At 48.3% G+C, this 18,486-nt stretch carries 11 protein-coding genes and 1 other RNA gene; 8 read left to right on the top strand and 4 right to left on the bottom strand.

Going from position 1 to position 18,486, the window contains the following annotated elements:
- The 6 genes from RCH83_RS09730 to rnpB all read left to right on the top strand — a co-directional run.
- Positions 1-1,693: M1 family metallopeptidase (locus RCH83_RS09730; protein ID WP_306521445.1), on the top strand; the 1,693-nt coding region annotated here is incomplete at its 5' end.
- Between the two features lie 202 nt (positions 1,694-1,895).
- Complete coding sequence (locus tag RCH83_RS09725; protein ID WP_306521443.1) at positions 1,896-2,348, top strand: hypothetical protein; 453 nt, start codon at positions 1,896-1,898, stop codon at positions 2,346-2,348.
- Positions 2,349-2,695: 347 nt separating this feature from the next.
- Positions 2,696-3,415, top strand: coding sequence for a hypothetical protein (locus RCH83_RS09720; RefSeq protein WP_306521441.1), 720 nt, complete (start codon positions 2,696-2,698; stop codon positions 3,413-3,415).
- Complete coding sequence (locus RCH83_RS09715; protein ID WP_306521439.1) at positions 3,415-4,491, top strand: sensor histidine kinase; 1,077 nt, start codon at positions 3,415-3,417, stop codon at positions 4,489-4,491. Before RCH83_RS09720 ends, RCH83_RS09715 begins: the two co-directional genes overlap by 1 nt.
- A 46-nt stretch (positions 4,492-4,537) precedes the next feature.
- Positions 4,538-5,338 (top strand): LytTR family DNA-binding domain-containing protein, encoded by an 801-nt coding sequence (locus RCH83_RS09710; protein WP_306521437.1) that lies wholly within the window; start codon positions 4,538-4,540, stop codon positions 5,336-5,338.
- Positions 5,339-5,413: 75 nt separating this feature from the next.
- Positions 5,414-5,782, top strand: an RNA gene (gene rnpB / locus RCH83_RS09705) — RNase P RNA component class A.
- 151 nt (positions 5,783-5,933) lie between these two features.
- Here rnpB and RCH83_RS09700 read toward each other — a convergent pair.
- Positions 5,934-10,508, bottom strand: coding sequence for a S8 family serine peptidase (locus tag RCH83_RS09700; protein ID WP_306521435.1), 4,575 nt, complete (start codon positions 10,506-10,508; stop codon positions 5,934-5,936).
- Positions 10,509-10,853: 345 nt separating this feature from the next.
- Here RCH83_RS09700 and RCH83_RS09695 point away from each other — a divergent pair, with 345 nt between their 5' ends.
- Together RCH83_RS09695 and RCH83_RS09690 are read left to right on the top strand one after the other, a co-directional pair.
- Entirely contained in the window at positions 10,854-13,940 is a 3,087-nt protein-coding gene (locus RCH83_RS09695) for an efflux RND transporter permease subunit (protein ID WP_306521433.1), read from the top strand.
- A complete protein-coding gene (locus tag RCH83_RS09690) occupies positions 13,930-15,093 on the top strand; it encodes an efflux RND transporter periplasmic adaptor subunit (RefSeq protein WP_306521431.1) in 1,164 nt (387 codons plus the stop codon). The genes RCH83_RS09695 and RCH83_RS09690 overlap by 11 nt, the downstream gene beginning before the upstream one ends.
- A gap of 62 nt (positions 15,094-15,155) precedes the next feature.
- Here the strand turns inward: RCH83_RS09690 and RCH83_RS09685 are convergent, their stop codons facing one another.
- The 3 genes from RCH83_RS09685 to RCH83_RS09675 all read right to left on the bottom strand — a co-directional run bounded on the left by RCH83_RS09685 (position 15,156) and on the right by RCH83_RS09675 (position 18,437).
- On the bottom strand, positions 15,156-15,671 hold the full coding sequence (locus RCH83_RS09685; RefSeq protein WP_306521428.1) for a DUF6436 domain-containing protein: 516 nt from the start codon (positions 15,669-15,671) through the stop codon (positions 15,156-15,158).
- A complete protein-coding gene (locus tag RCH83_RS09680; RefSeq protein WP_306521426.1) occupies positions 15,668-17,173 on the bottom strand; it encodes a methyl-accepting chemotaxis protein in 1,506 nt (501 codons plus the stop codon). Before RCH83_RS09680 ends, RCH83_RS09685 begins: the two co-directional genes overlap by 4 nt.
- Positions 17,174-17,273: 100 nt before the next feature.
- Positions 17,274-18,437: an iron-sulfur cluster-binding domain-containing protein gene (locus RCH83_RS09675; protein WP_306521424.1), complete on the bottom strand. Its 1,164-nt coding sequence runs from the start codon at positions 18,435-18,437 to the stop codon at positions 17,274-17,276.
- Positions 18,438-18,486: the final 49 nt, after the last annotated feature.

Genomic DNA, 18,486 nt, shown 5'->3' with positions numbered 1-18,486 from the left:
GCTTAAGAAAAAAACCGGTTTTGGCCTGAGCCTTATTTCGCTGGCACTGTTTGGTTGTAGCACCACGCCGCTTGATCCGGTGATTGGCAACACCGGCCAGCCGTTATCGCAAGTGGCGCAAAAAGCCGATGTGAAAAGTTATGCTCTTGATTTAGAAATATTTCCGGACGAGCAAAAAATTGCAGGTAGGGGTGAAACTGAATTTGTGTTGGTCGCGCCCAGCGATCAGGTGGAGCTCAAACTCGACAGCCGTTTTGACATCAGCAAGATTGAGGTAAACGGTAAAACAGCGCAATACCAACGCTTGGGCGGGGTACTTACTATTGAACTTGGTGCCGAACAGCCCTCAGGCAGCACAGCAAAAGTAGCAGTGTATTACAGCGGTAAACCGCATGTGGCGAAAAACGCCCCCTGGGCCGGTGGTTCGGTATGGAGCAAAACTGCCAAAGGCGAGCATTTTATTGCCACTGCGGTGCAGGGCGAAGGTTGTGATTTATTCTGGCCATGTAAAGACCATTTCAGCGACAAAGCCGACCGGATGCAGATAAAACTGACGGTGCCCAAAGGTTTAAGTGCAGTCACCAATGGTGTTTTACAAAAAATAGCTGAAGTGCCAGGCAATAAACAAAGGTTCGACTGGTTATTAACAGTACCGGCCAGTGACTACAATATTGCGCTGAATATTGGCCCTTACAGCCGCATTTCTGAAACTTATCAAAGCATTAACGGTGCCACTGTGCCTATAGAGTTTTGGGCGCTGACGGAAAATGTCGATAAAGCCAAAACGCTGATCAAAGATGATGTGCGGGGTCAGCTGGCATTTTATGAGCGGGTGTTAGGGCCTTATCCATGGGGCGATCAAAAAATGGGTGTGGTGGAAACTCCACATTTGGGCATGGAACACCAAACCGTCAACGCTTATGGCAAAGGTTATAAACGGGACGAATATGGTTTTGACTGGCTATTGCATCACGAGTTGGCGCACGAGTGGTTTGGCAACCTGATGACACATGAAAAACTGAACGACGCCTGGTTACATGAAGGTTTTGGCCTGTATATGCAACCTGCTTATGCGCTGGATAAACTGGGTATCAGTGCTTATCACTACCAGATGTATAAGTCTTATCTGGGGTTACAAAACTGCGACCCTATAGTGCGCAGCGGTGTGGTGACTTCAGATCAGGCCTTTAACCCGGATATTTACGGCAAAGGCGGCTGGACTTTACATACCTTACGCAATTTGATTGGTGAAGAAGCTTTTTGGCAAGCCACCCGCGAGCTGCTGTATGGCACGGCCGACACAGCAAATCTGCAATACCCGATTACACCCAGGTATCGCAATACTCAGGAATTTATCGCCATCGTCAACCGTATCACAGGCCGGGATTATCAGTGGTTATTTGACGTGTATTTATATGAAGCGGCTTTGCCTGAGCTGAAACAACAACAGAATGGCGATTCAGTGACTTTCAGCTGGTTAACAGCCAATAAAAAACGGTTCCCTATGCCGATTGAAATCAGCATCAATGGTAAAACCCAGTTGCTGGATTTTGGCAAAGGTGCTGTCACTGTTGCGCTCAAAAGCACAGATCAACTGCTGGTAGACCCACAGATGAAAGTGCTGCGTCAATTGCCTTTGATAGGTTTATGTGAAGAAAACCGCGCTAAAGTCAAAAATAAAAGGGCGGATTAGTGCGGAAAAATACAGCTGCTACACAACATTGATATGAAATGCCTTGATTGCTTGGAAAGTAAGCAAAACGTTATCTGCTTACCGGGATTTTATGTATCACTTTTAATTGTGTGTTGAAGTAGTCGCTACACCATTGCATCTTTTTTGGGCTCACCTATTAAAATGATGAGTATGCAAAGTGAATCGAAAAAAGGAGAATTTTATGTTGTTTAAACGGAGTGTTGCAGTTTTAAGTTTATTGTTATTGTGTAGTTGCAGCGTTTTGGCGGATGAATGCCGCAGCGACTGTGTTATTCAGCACAGGGATGGCAATATATTGTTTATAAAATGGATTGGAACAGACGGCCAGACCAAAAAAGCCTTTACCATAGACGTGCCTGCCGGTGCAGCTGCACTGGCAACCAGCCAGACCGCAGATAAAAACATCAATACTGGTATTCTGCCGTCATTTGACGGGCAAACCCCACCGGATTTAGCGGATGGAGAGTATCGGGTGGTTACACAAACAGAGTCATATCTGACGGCCGATGAACTAGTCACTATTGTGACAATTTTGACCTATGGCCCTGGTCCCAGAGGCGGAGAGTTACTGCTTGAAGTGAAAGTTGTCGAAACGCGCACTAAAAGGACAACCGAACAGACAACTGGCGGTTAATTTTCTCAACAGAATTCTGCTTGTGTGTGCCTGATATTGCTAAACAATCAAGGGTAGAACACTACAGACCGTTAGTATTCTATAAGCTAGCGGTCTTTCATTAAATGCCCTGAAAATTCTGCAATCTAAAACCAGACTGTGTTAACAACCATAACTTAAGTAACAGTGACCTGTGTAACAAAGTTAATGCCGGTTTTTAATCACATAGCTGAGACAGGCTGTGTTTTATCGTTATTTTTCCTCCTTTTATGGCCTTTTTTCCGCCGCTGTTTGGTTTTGACAGCGGCTATCGCCTGCCTGTTAGTACTCTGAGTTCGAGATAACCAAACCCGAACACGGAGCTTTTTATGAAAACAAATTATCTGCAAACGGCAATTAATATAGTGCTTGGCTGTGCTGTGGTGGCGCTGACGGTGCAAACCCAAATTCTGCAAAAAGACCAAACCAGCGTGCGCGAACTCAATGTAGAACGACTGAATGTGATGGAACCCAGCGGTCATCCACGCTTGGTGCTGGCCAACACTGCCCATGCCCCCAAAGCCATTAAACAAGGCAAAGTGGTGTTTGACCCGGGTCAGCGCCCCGGCATGGTTTTTTATAACGACGAAGGCACAGAAAACGGTGGTCTTATTTTCCGCGGTAAAAAAGTCGGTGACAACATTGAACATGGGCTGCATCTGTCGTTTGACCGTTATAACCAGGACCAGGTGGTGGCTTTGCAGCATATTGAGCAGGATGGCATGTTGATCGCTGGTTTAAATATTGTCGACCGGCCACAACTGGATTTTGATGTTTATATGGAGCTGGCGCTGGCAGCAGAAAAAGGCGACAAAACCGCTATTGCCAAACTTGAAGCGCTGGATGTGAAAAAAGATGGTTCTATTCATGGCGCGCGCCGCGCTTTTTATGGCACATTCAACAACAAAGCCATGTTGCAACTCAATGATCCATCAGGTAAAAAACGAATTGAAATGGCGGTCAACGACAAAGGCGAACCTCAGCTGGTGTTTTTTGACGACAAAGGCGCTGAAATTTTACGTTTGCCAGAGCAGAAGGACCTGAAATGATGAAAGCTCCCCCCTTATTCGCAGAGCCTGCGCAAACAGCACCACAAGCGCAATCAACCCAACAACAGCCGCTCTGGCAGCGGCTTGGCAAGCCGGTGATGGGTATGCTGCTATTTGCCCATTTATTCTGGTTATATGTGGCGCTGTTGCAAACAGCGCCTGGCAAAGCGCTGCATTATTATTTTGATGCGCCTGTGTGGCTAACCATGCAGGGTTTATTGGCGCTTGGCCTGACCCGGTTTTTACATCAGCGCCTGCCCAAACCTAGTAAAGCCAGTCGCCAATATTTGCAAACGCTGGCCCTGAGTATGTTGTTGTTTGTCGGCCTGATGACGCTGCTGCAACAAGGTTTAGAGCAGTTACAGGGTTACCCTTTTTCCGCCACCTTGCTTTTGAAAAACATGCTGATGTACGCCTTGTTGCAGTTATTGGTGGGTGGTTTTGTGTTGTTATTACAGGCGCTTAAACAGCAGCGCCAGCAGGCGGAACAGTTGTTAATGGCGGAAAAAAACGCTGCCGAGCAACAACTACAGCTGTTGCAACAACAAATGGATCCGCACTTTTTATTTAATAATCTTAATGTGTTGTCGGCGCTTATTCATAAAAATGCCGATGAAGCAGAAGATTTTTTAGCAAAATTCACCGCTATTTACCGTTATCAGTTACAACATCAGAGCACACAATTGGTCACTCTGGCACAGGAGCTGGATTTTGCCGAAGATTATCTGGCGCTTTTGAATCAGCGTTTTGCCAACAGTTATTTATTGGATCTGGAGCTTGCCGCTATCAATAGCAGCCAGTGGCTGATGTTACCCGGCGCTTTGCAGCTGGCGCTGGAAAATGTGGTCAAGCATAACGAAGCCAGCCAATTAGAGCCGCTGTACATCCAGCTGCGCTTTGAAGACGACTTTTTGACTGTCCGCAATACACTAAAGCCAAAATTATACGCACCGGATTCGACGGGACTGGGGCTGAAAAACTTACAACAACGTGCACAGGTGTTATTTAAACGCGATATTCAGGTCAGGCAGCAACAAGGTGAGTTTTGCCTGGCTTTACCGCTTTGTCCTTTATAAACAACAACACACTGCCAATGGTTAAAACAGTTTTAAGGTGAATTTTTTGCAAAAAATACTGGTAATAGAAGATGAACCTCTGGCCGCCGAAAAACTAACCGGTTTTATTCAAAGGTACCAGCCAGAAGCTGAAATAGTGGCTGTGTTAACTTCAGTGGCCGAAGTGCTGGCTTTTTTTGAGCAGGACGAGCTGCCGCTGTTGCAGCTGATTTTTGCCGATATTGAACTCAGAGACGGCACAGTGTTTAACGCTTTGGCGCAGCTGGATATACCTTGCCCTGTTATTTTTACCACCTCTTACAACAACTATGGCGTGTTGGCGTTTTCACATCAGGCTGTGGGTTATTTACTCAAACCTTTTACTTATAAAGTGTTTAGCGAAACCATGGCACAACTGGCGCAGCTAAAAAAGAAGCTGCTGGCGCAGGATGAGACTTTGGCGCAGCCCGCTGTGATAAAACAGCATATCGCAGCGTCTGTTACTGCACCTGCAGCACCACAGCATGGTTATCGCCAGCGGTTTTTATTAAAGCAGGGCCAGGGTTTGCAGTTACTGGAAGCGGCCAATATCAGTTGTATCCGCGCTGTAAAAGGCATTTTGCTGGCGCAGGATGAAAAGGGCCAAAGCCTGATGCTCAGTGAAAACAACGTGCAGCAGCTGGCTGAAAGCTTAGATCCAACAAGGTTTTTTCAGCTTAATCGCAGTGACATTATCCAGATTAACTTTATTGAACGGCTGGAGCCTTATGGCAAAGAAAATCTGGCGCTGTATATGCGCGGCCAGACGGAGCCTTTGATCAGCAGCAAAACCCGCACCGCGCTACTTCGTAAATGGCTCAATAGCTAAGCCAAAAGTACGGCAGTTCAAGGGCCAGAAAGCTTTTGCTGGCCTGAATAACGAATTGGCGTATAATGCGCGCCGTGAGTCGGCCAAGACAATCGCTGCCTGCGTAAGCAGGGGGAGGAAAGTCCGGGCTCCACAGGGCAGGGTGCCAGGTAACGCCTGGGGGGCGCGAGCCTACGACCAGTGCAACAGAGAGCAAACCGCCGATGGCCCACGCAAGTGGGATCAGGTAAGGGTGAAAGGGTGCGGTAAGAGCGCACCGCGCGACTGGTAACAGTTCGTGGCACGGTAAACTCCACCCGGAGCAAGACCAAATAGGCCCCCATTGGCGCGGCCCGCGTTGGGGGCGGGTAGGTTGCTTGAGGCGTGCGGTGACGTACGTCCTAGAGGAATGATTGTCGCTCTGGCAACAGAGAACAAAACCCGGCTTACCGGCCGACTCACACCTCTTTTATTAAATAGCAGGTACAGCTGCTGTTTTAGTTCAATAAAAAACCGGCATCCAAAGACGCCGGTTTTTTTATGCCTTGAACACTGTGGCGGCATTTTGCTTTGGCAGGAGCAGGTTGTTATCGTCTGATTCTGCCAATTTTTGATATTAAAACAGTGTGTTGGCTTGTTGTGTTTTGTGTTGTTGCCGGTACTGCCTGCGATAACACCAGATTGCAGCCAGGCTCAGCACGCTAAAGCCCATGCTGCCGCCACCGCCACCACCTTCATTCGTGGTTGCTCCACCAGCTGAGGAACCACCACCGGACTTTTTATCGGAAACTGTGGGGTTGGTGCCGGTCTGAAGCTCCTGCAACGCAGTAAAACCATCCTGATCTTTATCCGACGTGGCATCAGCAGCATCCAGCGGGTTGAGGCTGTATAGCACTTCATAACCGTCAGGAAGCAGATCGCCGTCGGTGTCTGCCAATGTCGGGTTGGTTTTATGCTTGAACTCCTCAAGGTTGCTTAGTTTGTCATTATCAAGATCTGCGTTTGCATCTGTGGCACTAAGCGGACTTAAACCATATTGCACTTCAAAACCGTCAGGCATGCTGTCGCTATCTGTGTCTGCAGATCTCGGGTTGGTTTGCTGTTTAAACTCTTGAAGGTTAGTCAGTGTGTCCTGATCTAAATCTGTGTTGGCATCAGCTTTATCCAGCGGATTTAAATTGTAGCGCACCTCATAACCATCACGCATGGTATCACCGTCAGTATCTACGTTGGTTGGATTGGTGTTTAGCTTAAATTCATCCAGATTCTTCAGATTGTCCCTATCCAAATCCTTTTCGGCATCTTCATAATCCAACGGCTTTAAACCGAATTGCGTTTCAAAACCATCCGACATACCGTCTTTGTCTGTGTCCGCAGAGGTTGGATTGGTTCTGTACTTAAATTCATACAGGTTAGTTAGAGCGTCGTTATCTAAATCTCCACCGGCATCTGTGGCATCCAGTGGTTTTAAACCAAACAACACTTCAAATCCATCTGGCATAAGATCGTCGTCAGTGTCCTCCTTATATGGATCAGTTTTATGCACATACTCTTCGCCATTGGTCAGCAAATCGCGATCAGGGTCGGCGTTACCATCTGTGGCATTTAGCGGATTAAATCCTGCTTGGTGTTCATATCCGTCTGGCAACTTATCCTGGTCTGAATCCGCCAGATCAGGAAATGTACCCATGGTTAATTCCTGCTGGTTAGTTAAACCATCACTGTCATAGTCGGCATTATTATCATTTTGATAAATATCAAGATTGTAACGAAGCTCATCAATATCACTGATGTTGTCGTTGTCATCATCTTTGTCTGTAGCATTTGGCTGGCCGTCTTTGTCATTGTCAGCCAGCAGTGCGTCTTCCGGTTTGGGGCCGACAATAGCGGCATTTTGTAGCAGGTATTCAGTCTTGTTACCTGAACTGTGTTCTGCCCTGATGCGAAATGATGCCAAAGCTGAAGTTGCCGGTAAGCTGAATTCGGCACGGTAATCAAGCTGCAGCTCTGTGGTCGCTGTTGTTGCTTGTAAGTTTAACGGATGCCATTTGCCCTGATAATGAATTTCTGCGCTGCCAGTCACGGATTTTTCCAGCTGAAATTCAATAAAGCCGCGGCCTTGACTAAGTTGTTGGCTGACACTCCGGTCATCACCAAATTTCAGCCCGCTGATCAATGGTGAACTTTTAGCCGATTGTTTTATCAAGGTTATTTTGCCGTAAGAGTCCTGCGCAATTTCTGCCAGTGCAGTAGGATACTTTACTTCAATATCTGCAGTTTTACAGTCGCCGTAAAGGTTAAAACTGAAGTTATCCGAACGGACAGGCTCAGCTGGCTGTATGTTACACCGTAAGGTGACCGATGATGCTAATTCTGGTTGGGCTAAAGGGTAATTGTTGAATTGATTGTTATAAATATCGCGACGCTGCATCGATAACATGAAATGATTCGGATACGCATAGGCAGACATCGATATCCAATGATGGTGAAATGACAGTCGGTGTTCACCTGTTTTGTCTACGACCGCAAATTTTAGCACAGGGCTAAAAGATGCTGTGTCGTAATCCCTCATAATGATTGCGGTACCTTTTTCTCCCCAAAAACGACGGTAATCTGAACTCACATACCCGTGGCCGGCAGTTGGAGCCTTCTCAGTGACATTTAGATTAAAAATGCCGGTGCCAAAAACAGGTTCAAAAGTTAACGACTGACCATAGATGCGAACGGTATGTGCTTGTCTGGCATCAAGGGTACTAATATTCACACCAAAGCCAATAATGCCGGACAAATCAGAGAGGGCAAAAGCAGCCTTTCCTAATGCAAGTTCATTTTTATAGCCGAATGTGAGGGACCTTTGACTATTATCCGGTGTAATAACACTCTGGAAACGGTGCATCTTGGCCGCATTTAGCGCAACTTGTTGCTGCGCTGAGATACCCTGGAAACGGCTATTCCAGGTATAAATTTCAGTCTCATTTGCAGTGGTGTTTGTCCGTTTCCAGCTGGCAAATGCAGCTAACTGATACTGTGAAGAAAAAGGTGACACCCACAGGGTTTTACCTTTAAACATGATGGGGCCACCGCCACTGCCAATGGGGCTAACAGGACGAAAAAGTTTTTTGTAAAACACTGGTTTGGTTGGGTGGCGAATTTCCACCGAATTCAGACCTCCTACTAAATTCTCTGTGGGTATAGTAACTCCGTTTGGGTCAGTCACAGCAGTGACTTCCAGCTTATGCACCGCCTGTTCCGGAGTTATCCGGATACTGCCGCTGTCGGCCAGCTGTTGATTTTCCAGCACAACCAGCTGCATTTGGTCGACGCTGTAAAATTCAGCAATAAAATCATAACTTTCTGCTTTTGCCAGCCGAAGCTTGCTTTGTGCTGCCAGGATGCCGTTAAACTTTCGCTCGCCTTTATGGTTGTAAATTTGCAGACGATTAATAAATTGCGGGCTATCCACCTGCAGCTGGTTATACACAAGAAAAGCAAGTGCAACACGTTGTTGCTGTTGTTGCTGGTTTTGCACCACAAGGGCAAAATCTTCCAGCAGGACGTTATTGGGTATTTGATAGACTGAACTGTCAACGCTGAGTTGTAGGCTCAATTCGACAGAATCGCCAGGTGCAATAGTAACTTGGGTTTGTGGTTGATTATTCGCCAGAATTTGCACTGTAACCCCTGATGGCAAATCTGGCACGCTCAGTTGCAGAACTTCGTTGCTTTGGCTTTTATTGTGCAGTTTTAACTGTCGTGCTGAAGTCCATAGAGGCTGTTCCGCGTCAAATTTGCCAAAGGACAAAGAGCTGGGGCTGAAAATTAACTTGTTTTGCGCCGCTGCCAGCACATCAAGCCGGCCACTGCCTGTTGCTGAAACCGGTTCATCCAGTTTTTTACTGCTATTTACCAATAAGGATTTAATTTCATCCGGCGTACGGTTGTTGTTTTGTTGTTTTAACAAAGCTGCGGCGCCTGCCACATGTGGCGCGGCCATTGAAGTGCCGCTTTTTCCCTGAAACTGCCCATTTGGCATGGTTGAGTTAATATTGTTGCCTGGTGCAGCTAAATCAGGTTTGAGTATCAGGTCACTGGCGCTTGGGCCCCTGGAGCTAAAATCGGTGATTTTGTCATTCAAATAACTGGCTGCTACCGTAATCGCCAACTCGGCGTTGCCCGGTGTGCCCAATGCATCGTAGGCTTCAGCATCATTGCCGGCTGCAACCACCACCACCATACCGGCTTTGCTGGCATTATTGGCGGCAATGGTTAGAGGGTCGTCTAAGCTGCCTGGTCCACCTAAACTTAAATTCACTATATCCAGCGCATCTTTGCTCAGTGAGTTTTGATCCGGATCCGCTGCATGCTCTAAGGCCTGAATCACAGCGCTGGTTGGGCAATAATAGTGACAAACCCGATAGGCGTACAAAGTGGCCTCTGGCGCAACCCCTTTTACAGTGCCATTACCGGCAATAATACCGGCCACATGGGTGCCATGGCCTTCGGTGTCGATGGGGTCAGCGTCGTTATCGTAAAAGTCGTAACCGCCGGCTACTTTGCAGCTATCGCCAAAACAGCCGCCTAAATCAGGATGGGTGTAGTCGATGCCGCTGTCCAAAACTCCCACTCTGATGCCTTTACCGGAAAGTACACTGCCGTTGTTATCCTCGAGTGTCCATGCTTTGTCAGCCAGGATCAGTGGAATAGACTTATCGCGGTATAACTGCAATTCGTGGTCGGCATGCACTTTTTTAACATTGGGCAAAGCGGCAATTTTGGCAATATCGGCCGGGTTGGCCGACACTATCAGGCTGTTGAACAACAGACTGGTGCTGGCATGCACATCGTTTATCAGCTGCTGCTGCAACAGTTCCTGGGTCAGTTGTTGTTGTTCTGCCTTCAGCTGATTTTCAGCCTGCAGCAATAAAGGTGCGGCTATCTGTTGCAGCTTGGTGGTTTTGTTGTGCTGCTGCAAACGTGGCAACACGGCTTTGCCGCGCAATTCAATCATGTATTTTTGTGTGCCGTCGGCAGGCTCCTGGACAAATTCACGTTGAATACTGCCATCTGGCCGTTGGATCAAACGGTAGCTGTTGTAATCGGGGTTGGTGAGATCAGCTGAGCCTGGCAGCGTGCTGGCAGAGGCCGATGTGATAGCCAGACTGATACTTAACGATAAATAACGAGATAACACCTGATGCTCCTTGCGTGGGTGAATGGCCCTATTGTGCAGGTTGTGATAAGCCGATAAAAGGGGTGATGCTAACTGAGAAGCTCAATTTGGTAAATTACTAAAGTAACAATAATTTTACCGGATGCTTGCTTTTGGCCGGTGTTTTTCTAAAGGCCGCCCCTTGCTACTGGCATGGCTTATTTTGCTGTAGCCAGCGCGCGACAACGACCAGTGGCAATTAAATTAAGACCAGTGACGTCTGGTCACAATTGGTTGCAATTTATCTTCCGCTTGTCCCAACCTTTTCTGGGATTTTGCCTACTACTGCATATACTCCGGCCATTCGCTATTTCCAAAGACGCTGATATGAACCTGACCCGCGCCAGTTGTAAAAATCCGGCCGCCACTCTGGTGGTGGTTATTTTGATCCTGTTATTTGGTTTGTTGGCCATAGTGAAATTGCCGGTGCAGTTGTTACCGGATTTAGACAGACCACAAATTTTTATTAATAACGGCTGGCGCGCTGCTGCGCCGCAGGAAATGGAAGCCACCATTATTGAACCGCAGGAAAACACCTTACGCAATGTGCCTGGTGTAGTGGAAATTCAGAGTAATGTTGGCCCTGGTTTTGGCTCTATTGCGTTAACTTTTGAAGTGGGGCAAGACATGCAGCGCGCCATGCTGGATGTGATTAACGCGTTAAATCAGGCGCCGCCAAGACCCAGAGAAGCAGCAGAGCCGGTGATTAATGTCGGCAGTGGCCGCGGTAATGTGGCCTCCATTCTGATCAAACAAATGACGCCGGGCGCTCCTGATGATTTTAGTCCTTATTTAAAGCTGATCCGCGACAATGTCGGGCCCAGGTTACGGGCTATTTCCGGTGTTTCTAATGTGGAGTTGGCGTCGGATTTGCCCAAAGAGCTGCATATTACCTTTGACCCTTACAAAATGGCCGCCCTTGGCATCAGCATTGAACAAATTCAGCAAAGTATTAACCGCAGCAGTAATGTGTCAGGTGGTTTTGCTGAAGTAGGCCGCCGCCAATATACAGTGCGTTTTGAAGGCCAGTTTGATGCACAAAGTTATGGCCAGATGATTATTTCTTATAACCAGGGCCGGCCTGTTTATTTGGCGGAAATTGCCGAAGTGGAAGTGGGTTACCCTGAAGTGCCTGGTTTTACCAAAAGAAACGGTTTACCTGCTTATTACCTGACGCTGGAGCGTGGTGAAAATTCCAACACTGTGGCCATTCTGGATGAAGTGAACCTGGCCATTACCGAGCTGAACCGGGATGTGCTGGCCGCCAAAGGGCTGGAAATGGAACTTAGCTTTGACGCTTCGGTGCATATTCGCCGTGCTATAGCGCTGGTGAACTCCAATTTATGGCTTGGGGTGGCACTGAGTTTATTGATCCTGTTTTATTTTTTGCGGGGTATCAAAGCCACTTTGCTGATTGGTCTGAGCATTCCGGTCTGTTTACTGGTGGCTTTTATCATACTGCAGGCGTTTGGCCGCAGTTTAAATGTGGTGTCGCTGGCTGGCCTGGCTTTTGCGGTCGGTATGGTGCTGGATGCCGCTATTATAGTGCAGGAGAATATTGTGCGGTTGCAGCAACAGGGCATGGGGCTGCTACTGGCAATTAAAAAAGGTACAGCCCAGGTCAAAGGTGCATTGTTTGCATCCACTGTCACTACGGTGGCTATTTTTCTGCCGGTGCTCTTTATGCAAGGGGTGGAAGGCCAGCTGTTTTACGATCTGGCATTGACGCTGGCGGTGGCGGTTTCGGCTTCGATGCTGGTGGCGCTGACCGTCATTCCGGTCGCTTCGATGTTATTGTTTAAACAACAAGACGCCAAACCTGACCCTTTATTACCACTCTGGCAATGGCTGACACATCACGTGATGTTGCTCACAGGCAGTGTTAAAAAGTCTGTTGGTTGGGTGTTGTTGTTTGTACCCGGCAGCATTTTGTTGATTATGTTGTTATTACCTAAAGCAGATTTTTTACCCCAGGCCAACTCTGACGGTATTTTTACCGGTTTTACCCTGCCGCCCGGAGGCAATATTCAGGTGCTGGAACAGGAAATAGGCCAGCTGCTGGTTGAACGGTTAAAACCTTATTATCAGGATAAAAAATATCCGGCTATTAAAGGTTACAACATGTCGATGTTCCCGGCTTTTAATGTGTTGTTTATTTACCCGGAAGACCCCCGTGCCGTGGACGATATGCTGACCTTATTACGCACTGAAATTTTAAAAGATTTGCCAGATACCACCTCTTTTAGTTTCCGCGCTTCGTTGTTGAACTTTGGCTTTAATTCGGGCCGTGAGTTGTATCTGGATTTTCAGGGGCCGGACAGTGAGCTGCTGATGCAACAGGCGGCAGCTGCTATGGCCTTGGTGCAGGAAAAAATTCCGGGTGCCAATGTGCAGGCGCAGCCTGGCCTGGCGCAAAATCAGCCGGAGCTGAAAATTTTGCCCGACGAAATGAATATTGCCAAAGCCGGAGTGGACCGTTTTACCGTGGCCAACGCAGTGCGCGCTATGACAGACGGTATTTACGTAGGCGAGCAGTTTGATGGTAATGAACGTATGGATATTATTCTGCGGGCCATACCATGGACCACACCGGAACAGTTGCAGGCGATGCCGCTTTATACAGCGCAAGCCGGGGTACAAACCATAGGCCAGCTCACCAGTTTGCAACGTACAGTGGGTCCAACCAATTTGCTGCGGGTGAATGGCCTGCGCACTGTCAGTTTACAAATTACCCCACCTGCCGACATGGCGCTGTCTGATGTAATGGCTATTTTGCAGCAGGACATAGTGCTGCCGCTGCGCCAGCAATTGGGCGATGATTTAACTATAGGTTTTCGTGGCAGTGCTGACCGGCTGGAGGCGGCCATTAACACTATGGCGGTTAACTTTGTGATAGCTGTGTTTATTCTGTTTTTGCTGATGGCTGCTTTGTTTAAATCAGTCAAAGCCAGTTTGCTGGTGGTGCTAACGATGCCAATGTCGTTATTAGGTGGGGTGGTTGCGCTTAAGCTTTTGAATTTATTTACCTTCCAGGCACTGGATTTACTGACCATGATAGGTTTTATCATTCTGCTTGGGCTGGTGGTCAATAACGCCATTTTGCTGGTGGAACAATACCGCGACAGTATAGCTCTGGGGTTAAGCCCATTGGATGCCATTAGTGAAGCTGTGCGGGTACGGGCGCGACCTATTTATATGAGCACCCTCACCAGTATTTTTGGCATGTTGCCTTTGATGCTGGTGCCCGGTGTTGGCAGTGAAATTTACCGCGGTCTTGCCACAGTGATTGTCGGTGGCATGACCTTCAGTGCAGTCTTTACGTTAATTCTGATGCCCGCGCTGCTGTATCTGGGCAGCTGGCAGCGCACATCAACCTCTTTAGCTACAGCAGGAGCTTTACACCATGCTCAATAATACCCACAAGTTTTTACAGCAAGCCGCCTTATGGCAACGACAACTGACCGGCAGTCTGCAGTTGGTGCTGCTGCTTGGTGGCACGGCGTTTTTAGCTCAGGCCGAAACTGCACCGGTTAAAGTGGTCAGTGTGGCGCCTGTACAAAGCCAAACCATCAGCCCGCAGATGATGGTGTCGGGGCAGGTTTATAGCCGTTATCAGTCGAATTTAAGTGCGGGTGTCGACGGCCGGCTGGACTGGATTGCTGAAGCAGGCCAGCAGGTGGCACAAGGGGATGTGCTGGCACGGCTTGACCCTACACCGCTGAAGCTGCGCAGCAACGAGCTGCAGGCGCAGCTGAAAAGATCACAAATTAATGCAGCCAGGCTGGATAAAGAACTAGCCAGGCTAAAAACCCTGGTGGCCAAACAGCTGATTTCACAAACTCAATTGGATCAGGTGCAGGCGGATCGTGATTTGGCGCTTGCCGATGTTGAGCTGAACCGTGCTTCATTGGCACAGGTGCAGGATCAACTGGGTCGTGCTGTGGTGACAGCGCCTTTTGCCGGAGTGGTAAGTCAACGTCATCACCAGAAAGGGGAAGAAGTCAGCCGCAGTGAAACTTTGTTGCAGCTGGTCAGCCTGACCGATCTGGAAGTGCGGCTGTTTGCACCTTTGTCATATGCCGCTTTTATTCAGCCAGGTCAAAGTTTGTTGGTGTATCAACAACAAGGCCAGACTGAGCTGCAACTGAGCTCAGTGATCCCGGTATCTGATGTCCGCTCCCAGACTTTTGAAGCCAGACTGGCAGTGACGCCGGACAGCGCCAACCGTTTTTCGGTAGGGCAGCTGGTCAGTGTGGCTTTGCCAACAGCAACAGCGAAGTTAAGTACAGTGGTCCATCGTGACGCTTTAGTGCTGGGTAAACAACAACATGCGGTGTTTTTGGTGCAACAGGACCCGCAAGGCGGACAAAAAGTAAAACGGCTGGAAGTGACAGTGGGTCAGGGCCAGGGCGAATGGCTGCAGGTCGACGCTGCCCTGACGCCGGGTGACAAGCTGGTGGTGCGCGGCGCCGACACTTTAAAAGACGGCGACGCTGTGCGGGTGTTGACACAAGCCGAATATGCGCTGGCAAAAAGCAAAAGCAGTACTGATAAAGTAGCGCTTTAATAAAGTCGCTTGCTCACAAAGTTGTGTTCTGACCAAGCGGTGTCGTGCCTGAGTTTATTGTGTTAGCTACTGTTGCTCAGGCAGCGGCAAGACCAGGTTTCGCTGTTGAGCCAGCTGCCCGGCAGCCGGCTGGTGTTTTGCAATACAGCACTGAGCATACTGTTTTTGGCACTACAAGCCGGACCGCTGGCATAAGGGCCACTGTATACCAGTTGCCGGTTGTGCAGATAAATCACCATAGGCGTTGCAGGCACACTAATACCCATAGCCTGAACTTCAGTGCTGCTAAGGTAAATCTGTTGCAGCTGCTGGCCCTGAAGTTCAGCTTGTAGTGTATTGATATGTGTTTTGGCATTGCCGCTACAAGGGCAGTCTGGATCCAGCACATGCAACAACACTGCGCCTGAATTGTTTTCCGCTGCAATACCATTTAACAAACTGAGTTGTTGTGTGTGTTGTTGCAACTGCCGCTTTGGATCAAACTCCCCATAATGCTGGTTGCCGCTTTGAAACAACAACCAGGATGTACAGATGATCCAAGCGGCAAACAACAACCAGCCAAACCAGATTTTATTCAAAAGCTTTTGTCCTGACGGAATCTGTTGGCTTCATCTGTTAATAAGCCGGTGATTTTGCTGACGCTGGCAGCGCTGTGCAACACTTGTTTGCCCTGTCTGGTCTGGGCATCGGTCATCTGATTCAATTCAGCAATACTATGGGCAATATGTGTGCTGGCTTCATCCTGTTCATCCATGGCCTGAGTCATAGCGCTGGCCGCTTCCACTACTGCGCCGGCCTGATTGCGAATATCCTGTAACGCAGTGTCACTTTGTCTGGCAAAACCAACAGTAGTGCCAATTTGCTCCAGGCACTGGTCAACTGCCTGCACAGATTCAGCACTGGCCTGCACCAGGCGGGCAATCATATTCTTAATTTCGGCGGTAGAACCATGAGTGCGTGAAGCTAAGGTGCGAACTTCGTCAGCCACCACCGCAAAACCACGGCCTTGTTCACCAGCCCTGGCTGCTTCTATGGCAGCATTCAGTGCCAGCAAATTGGTTTGTTCGGCAATACTCTGAATCACTTCCAGTACAGTGCGGATTTCATTGGTGGATTCCGCCATGCTATGAACTTTATGTTTGGAACTTTCCAGCTGACTGGTCAGGTTGTCTATTGAGGTAATGGTGGATCCTACAGTTTGACGACCAGCTTCCGCCGACTGTTGCGCGTCCTGAGCAATTTGCAGCACTTGTTGTGACAATTGCACTGCCTGATTAATACCATCTGATATACCACGGCTGGCACTGTTAATTTTTTCTACTTCGGCCAGTTGCCGGCTCATGATGCCTGACAGTTCACTGCCTTCTGCCAACAATTCAGTAGATTGGTCTTTCAGCTCCCGCGCCGAGGCATCAATAGTGCTGACGGTGTTTTGCAGTGTGGTCAGCACGCCATTAAATTTATTAATCAGCGTTGAGTTGAGATCGCGGGCGCGGCTGGAGATCAGAATTTTGTTGTCTTGTGTCAGCAGCTGATCTGTCACGTCAAACAAAGCCTGACCTTCCATCGCTTCACGTAAGCTGCGTTTACAGATGATCATCAGCACCGCTGCTTCAATCACCACATACAAAGCGTGGATCAACACTATGCTCAGATTGGCATCTTGTTGTGGTACCAGATAAACCGCAGCACCACCAAATTGCAGATACATAAATAGCAAATGATGCACGGCAATGGTGAGTGCAGCAGCGAGGATCACCTTCCAGCAGCGAAATGCAATCAGCACGGCAAGCAATACAAAAATGCCAAAGTGTAATTCGGTTTTGCCCATCGACTGGTGAATATGCAAGGCGCTGAAAAACATAAAGCTGACACCATAACTCAGCCTTGCCAGCAGTTGATCACCAAAGGTGCGGTACAACAAATAAGGCACTAACGCCGATGGAATGCCTACCAATAAAGCCGGCAACCAGCTTTGGTGCAGGCTTGCCAGCAGCAAGGCTAAAACCAATAAAGCCAGATTAACCAGGTTGGCAATAAAAAAAGCCTGCGCACGAAATGCGAGCTGGAAAGATGTCATGAAAAACCTCGATAGATCAAAGCAATCCATGCTCAAAGTGAAGAAAGGCAGCCCTGTTTTGCGGGAAACCATCACAGGTGCTGAATATTACGGATCTATTCTAGTTCTGGATCTCCATGTTGTTTTGTTTTAGATCAAGCAGAGTGATAGCTGAAGATGGACCATTGTGTTGTGGTTGACTAAATGCCAGTTGCAAAGGGGAGCTGGCTTGCACACAACAACTTAAGATTTCATTGTCGGCAAGTGCAAATTCCGGTGCTAACACTGTTTTGCAGCTGCCGCCAAGTAAAGTTAACCGGCATTGGCCACAAGAACCACCACGACAATCATAAGGTACTTTCAATCCGCTGCTTAATAGCGCATCCAGCACCGAACTGTGTCCCAGGCTTGGCGCCGTTTTACCATCCAGTTCAATGGCAAAGTTGTCTTTGCTGTGGGCGGCTTTAAAAAGTTCATGGTAACAATGTTTAACTCCGGCAGCACGCAGTTGCTGTTCCAGTTCTGCCACCATTATTGCATTGGCACAAAGATAAAATTCTGATTGTTTCTCAGCATGTTGCAATAACATAGCAGCGTTGATGCGGCCGGATTGTCCTTGCCAGTCAGAGTGAGGCTTACTTAACACAGGCACAAAAGTTAAACCGGGCAAACGGCGCAGCATTGAAGCAAACAACAAATCCTGTTTTGTTCTGGCCTGATACCACAGCTGCACCTTGCGCCTTTGACGTAAGGCCGCAAACATCATCGCCAGCAGCGGTGTAATGCCAATACCACCGGCCACTAATACTAAAGGTTTTATTGAAGCGGGCCAGAGCCAGCGTCTGAGTGGGAGCAACCATGGTTGTGACAAGGTAAAATGGCCTTTGGGCCAGCTGCATAACAGGCTATCGCCGGCCTTTAACTGTAAAAACAGTTGCTGGCTTAACCGTCCTTGTGGCTCTGCTTTGATCGCCAGCTGATAATAACGGCGCTGTGAACAGTCACTGAGCAATGAATAAGCCCGGCTGACTTGTTTGCCTTGTTGATCCAAAGCGCTCACCAGCAGATGTTGACCTGCTTTGGCGCTGGGTAATAACTGGCCTTGTGGCTGTTGCAACCAGATTTTGATCACATTGCCCTGACGCCTTACCCGGCTGACTTGCAGTTGCAATTGCCGGCGGGCTAGTTGTTGTTGCCAAGTGCGCTTTAACGAACTCAGCAGGCTGTAACTCAGATACAGCGTCAGCAGCAGAATAAACAGATACAACGGCAGTTGCGCAGGCATAAAGATCCCCTGAAAAAACCGCCTTAGTGTATCGGAAGTGTATTATATT

The organism is Rheinheimera sp. (genome assembly GCF_030824435.1).
Taxonomy (GTDB): Bacteria; Pseudomonadota; Gammaproteobacteria; order Enterobacterales; family Alteromonadaceae; genus Pararheinheimera.
The sequence above is the reverse complement of the archived record's forward strand: the minus strand, read 5'-3'. Positions and strand labels throughout refer to the sequence as shown.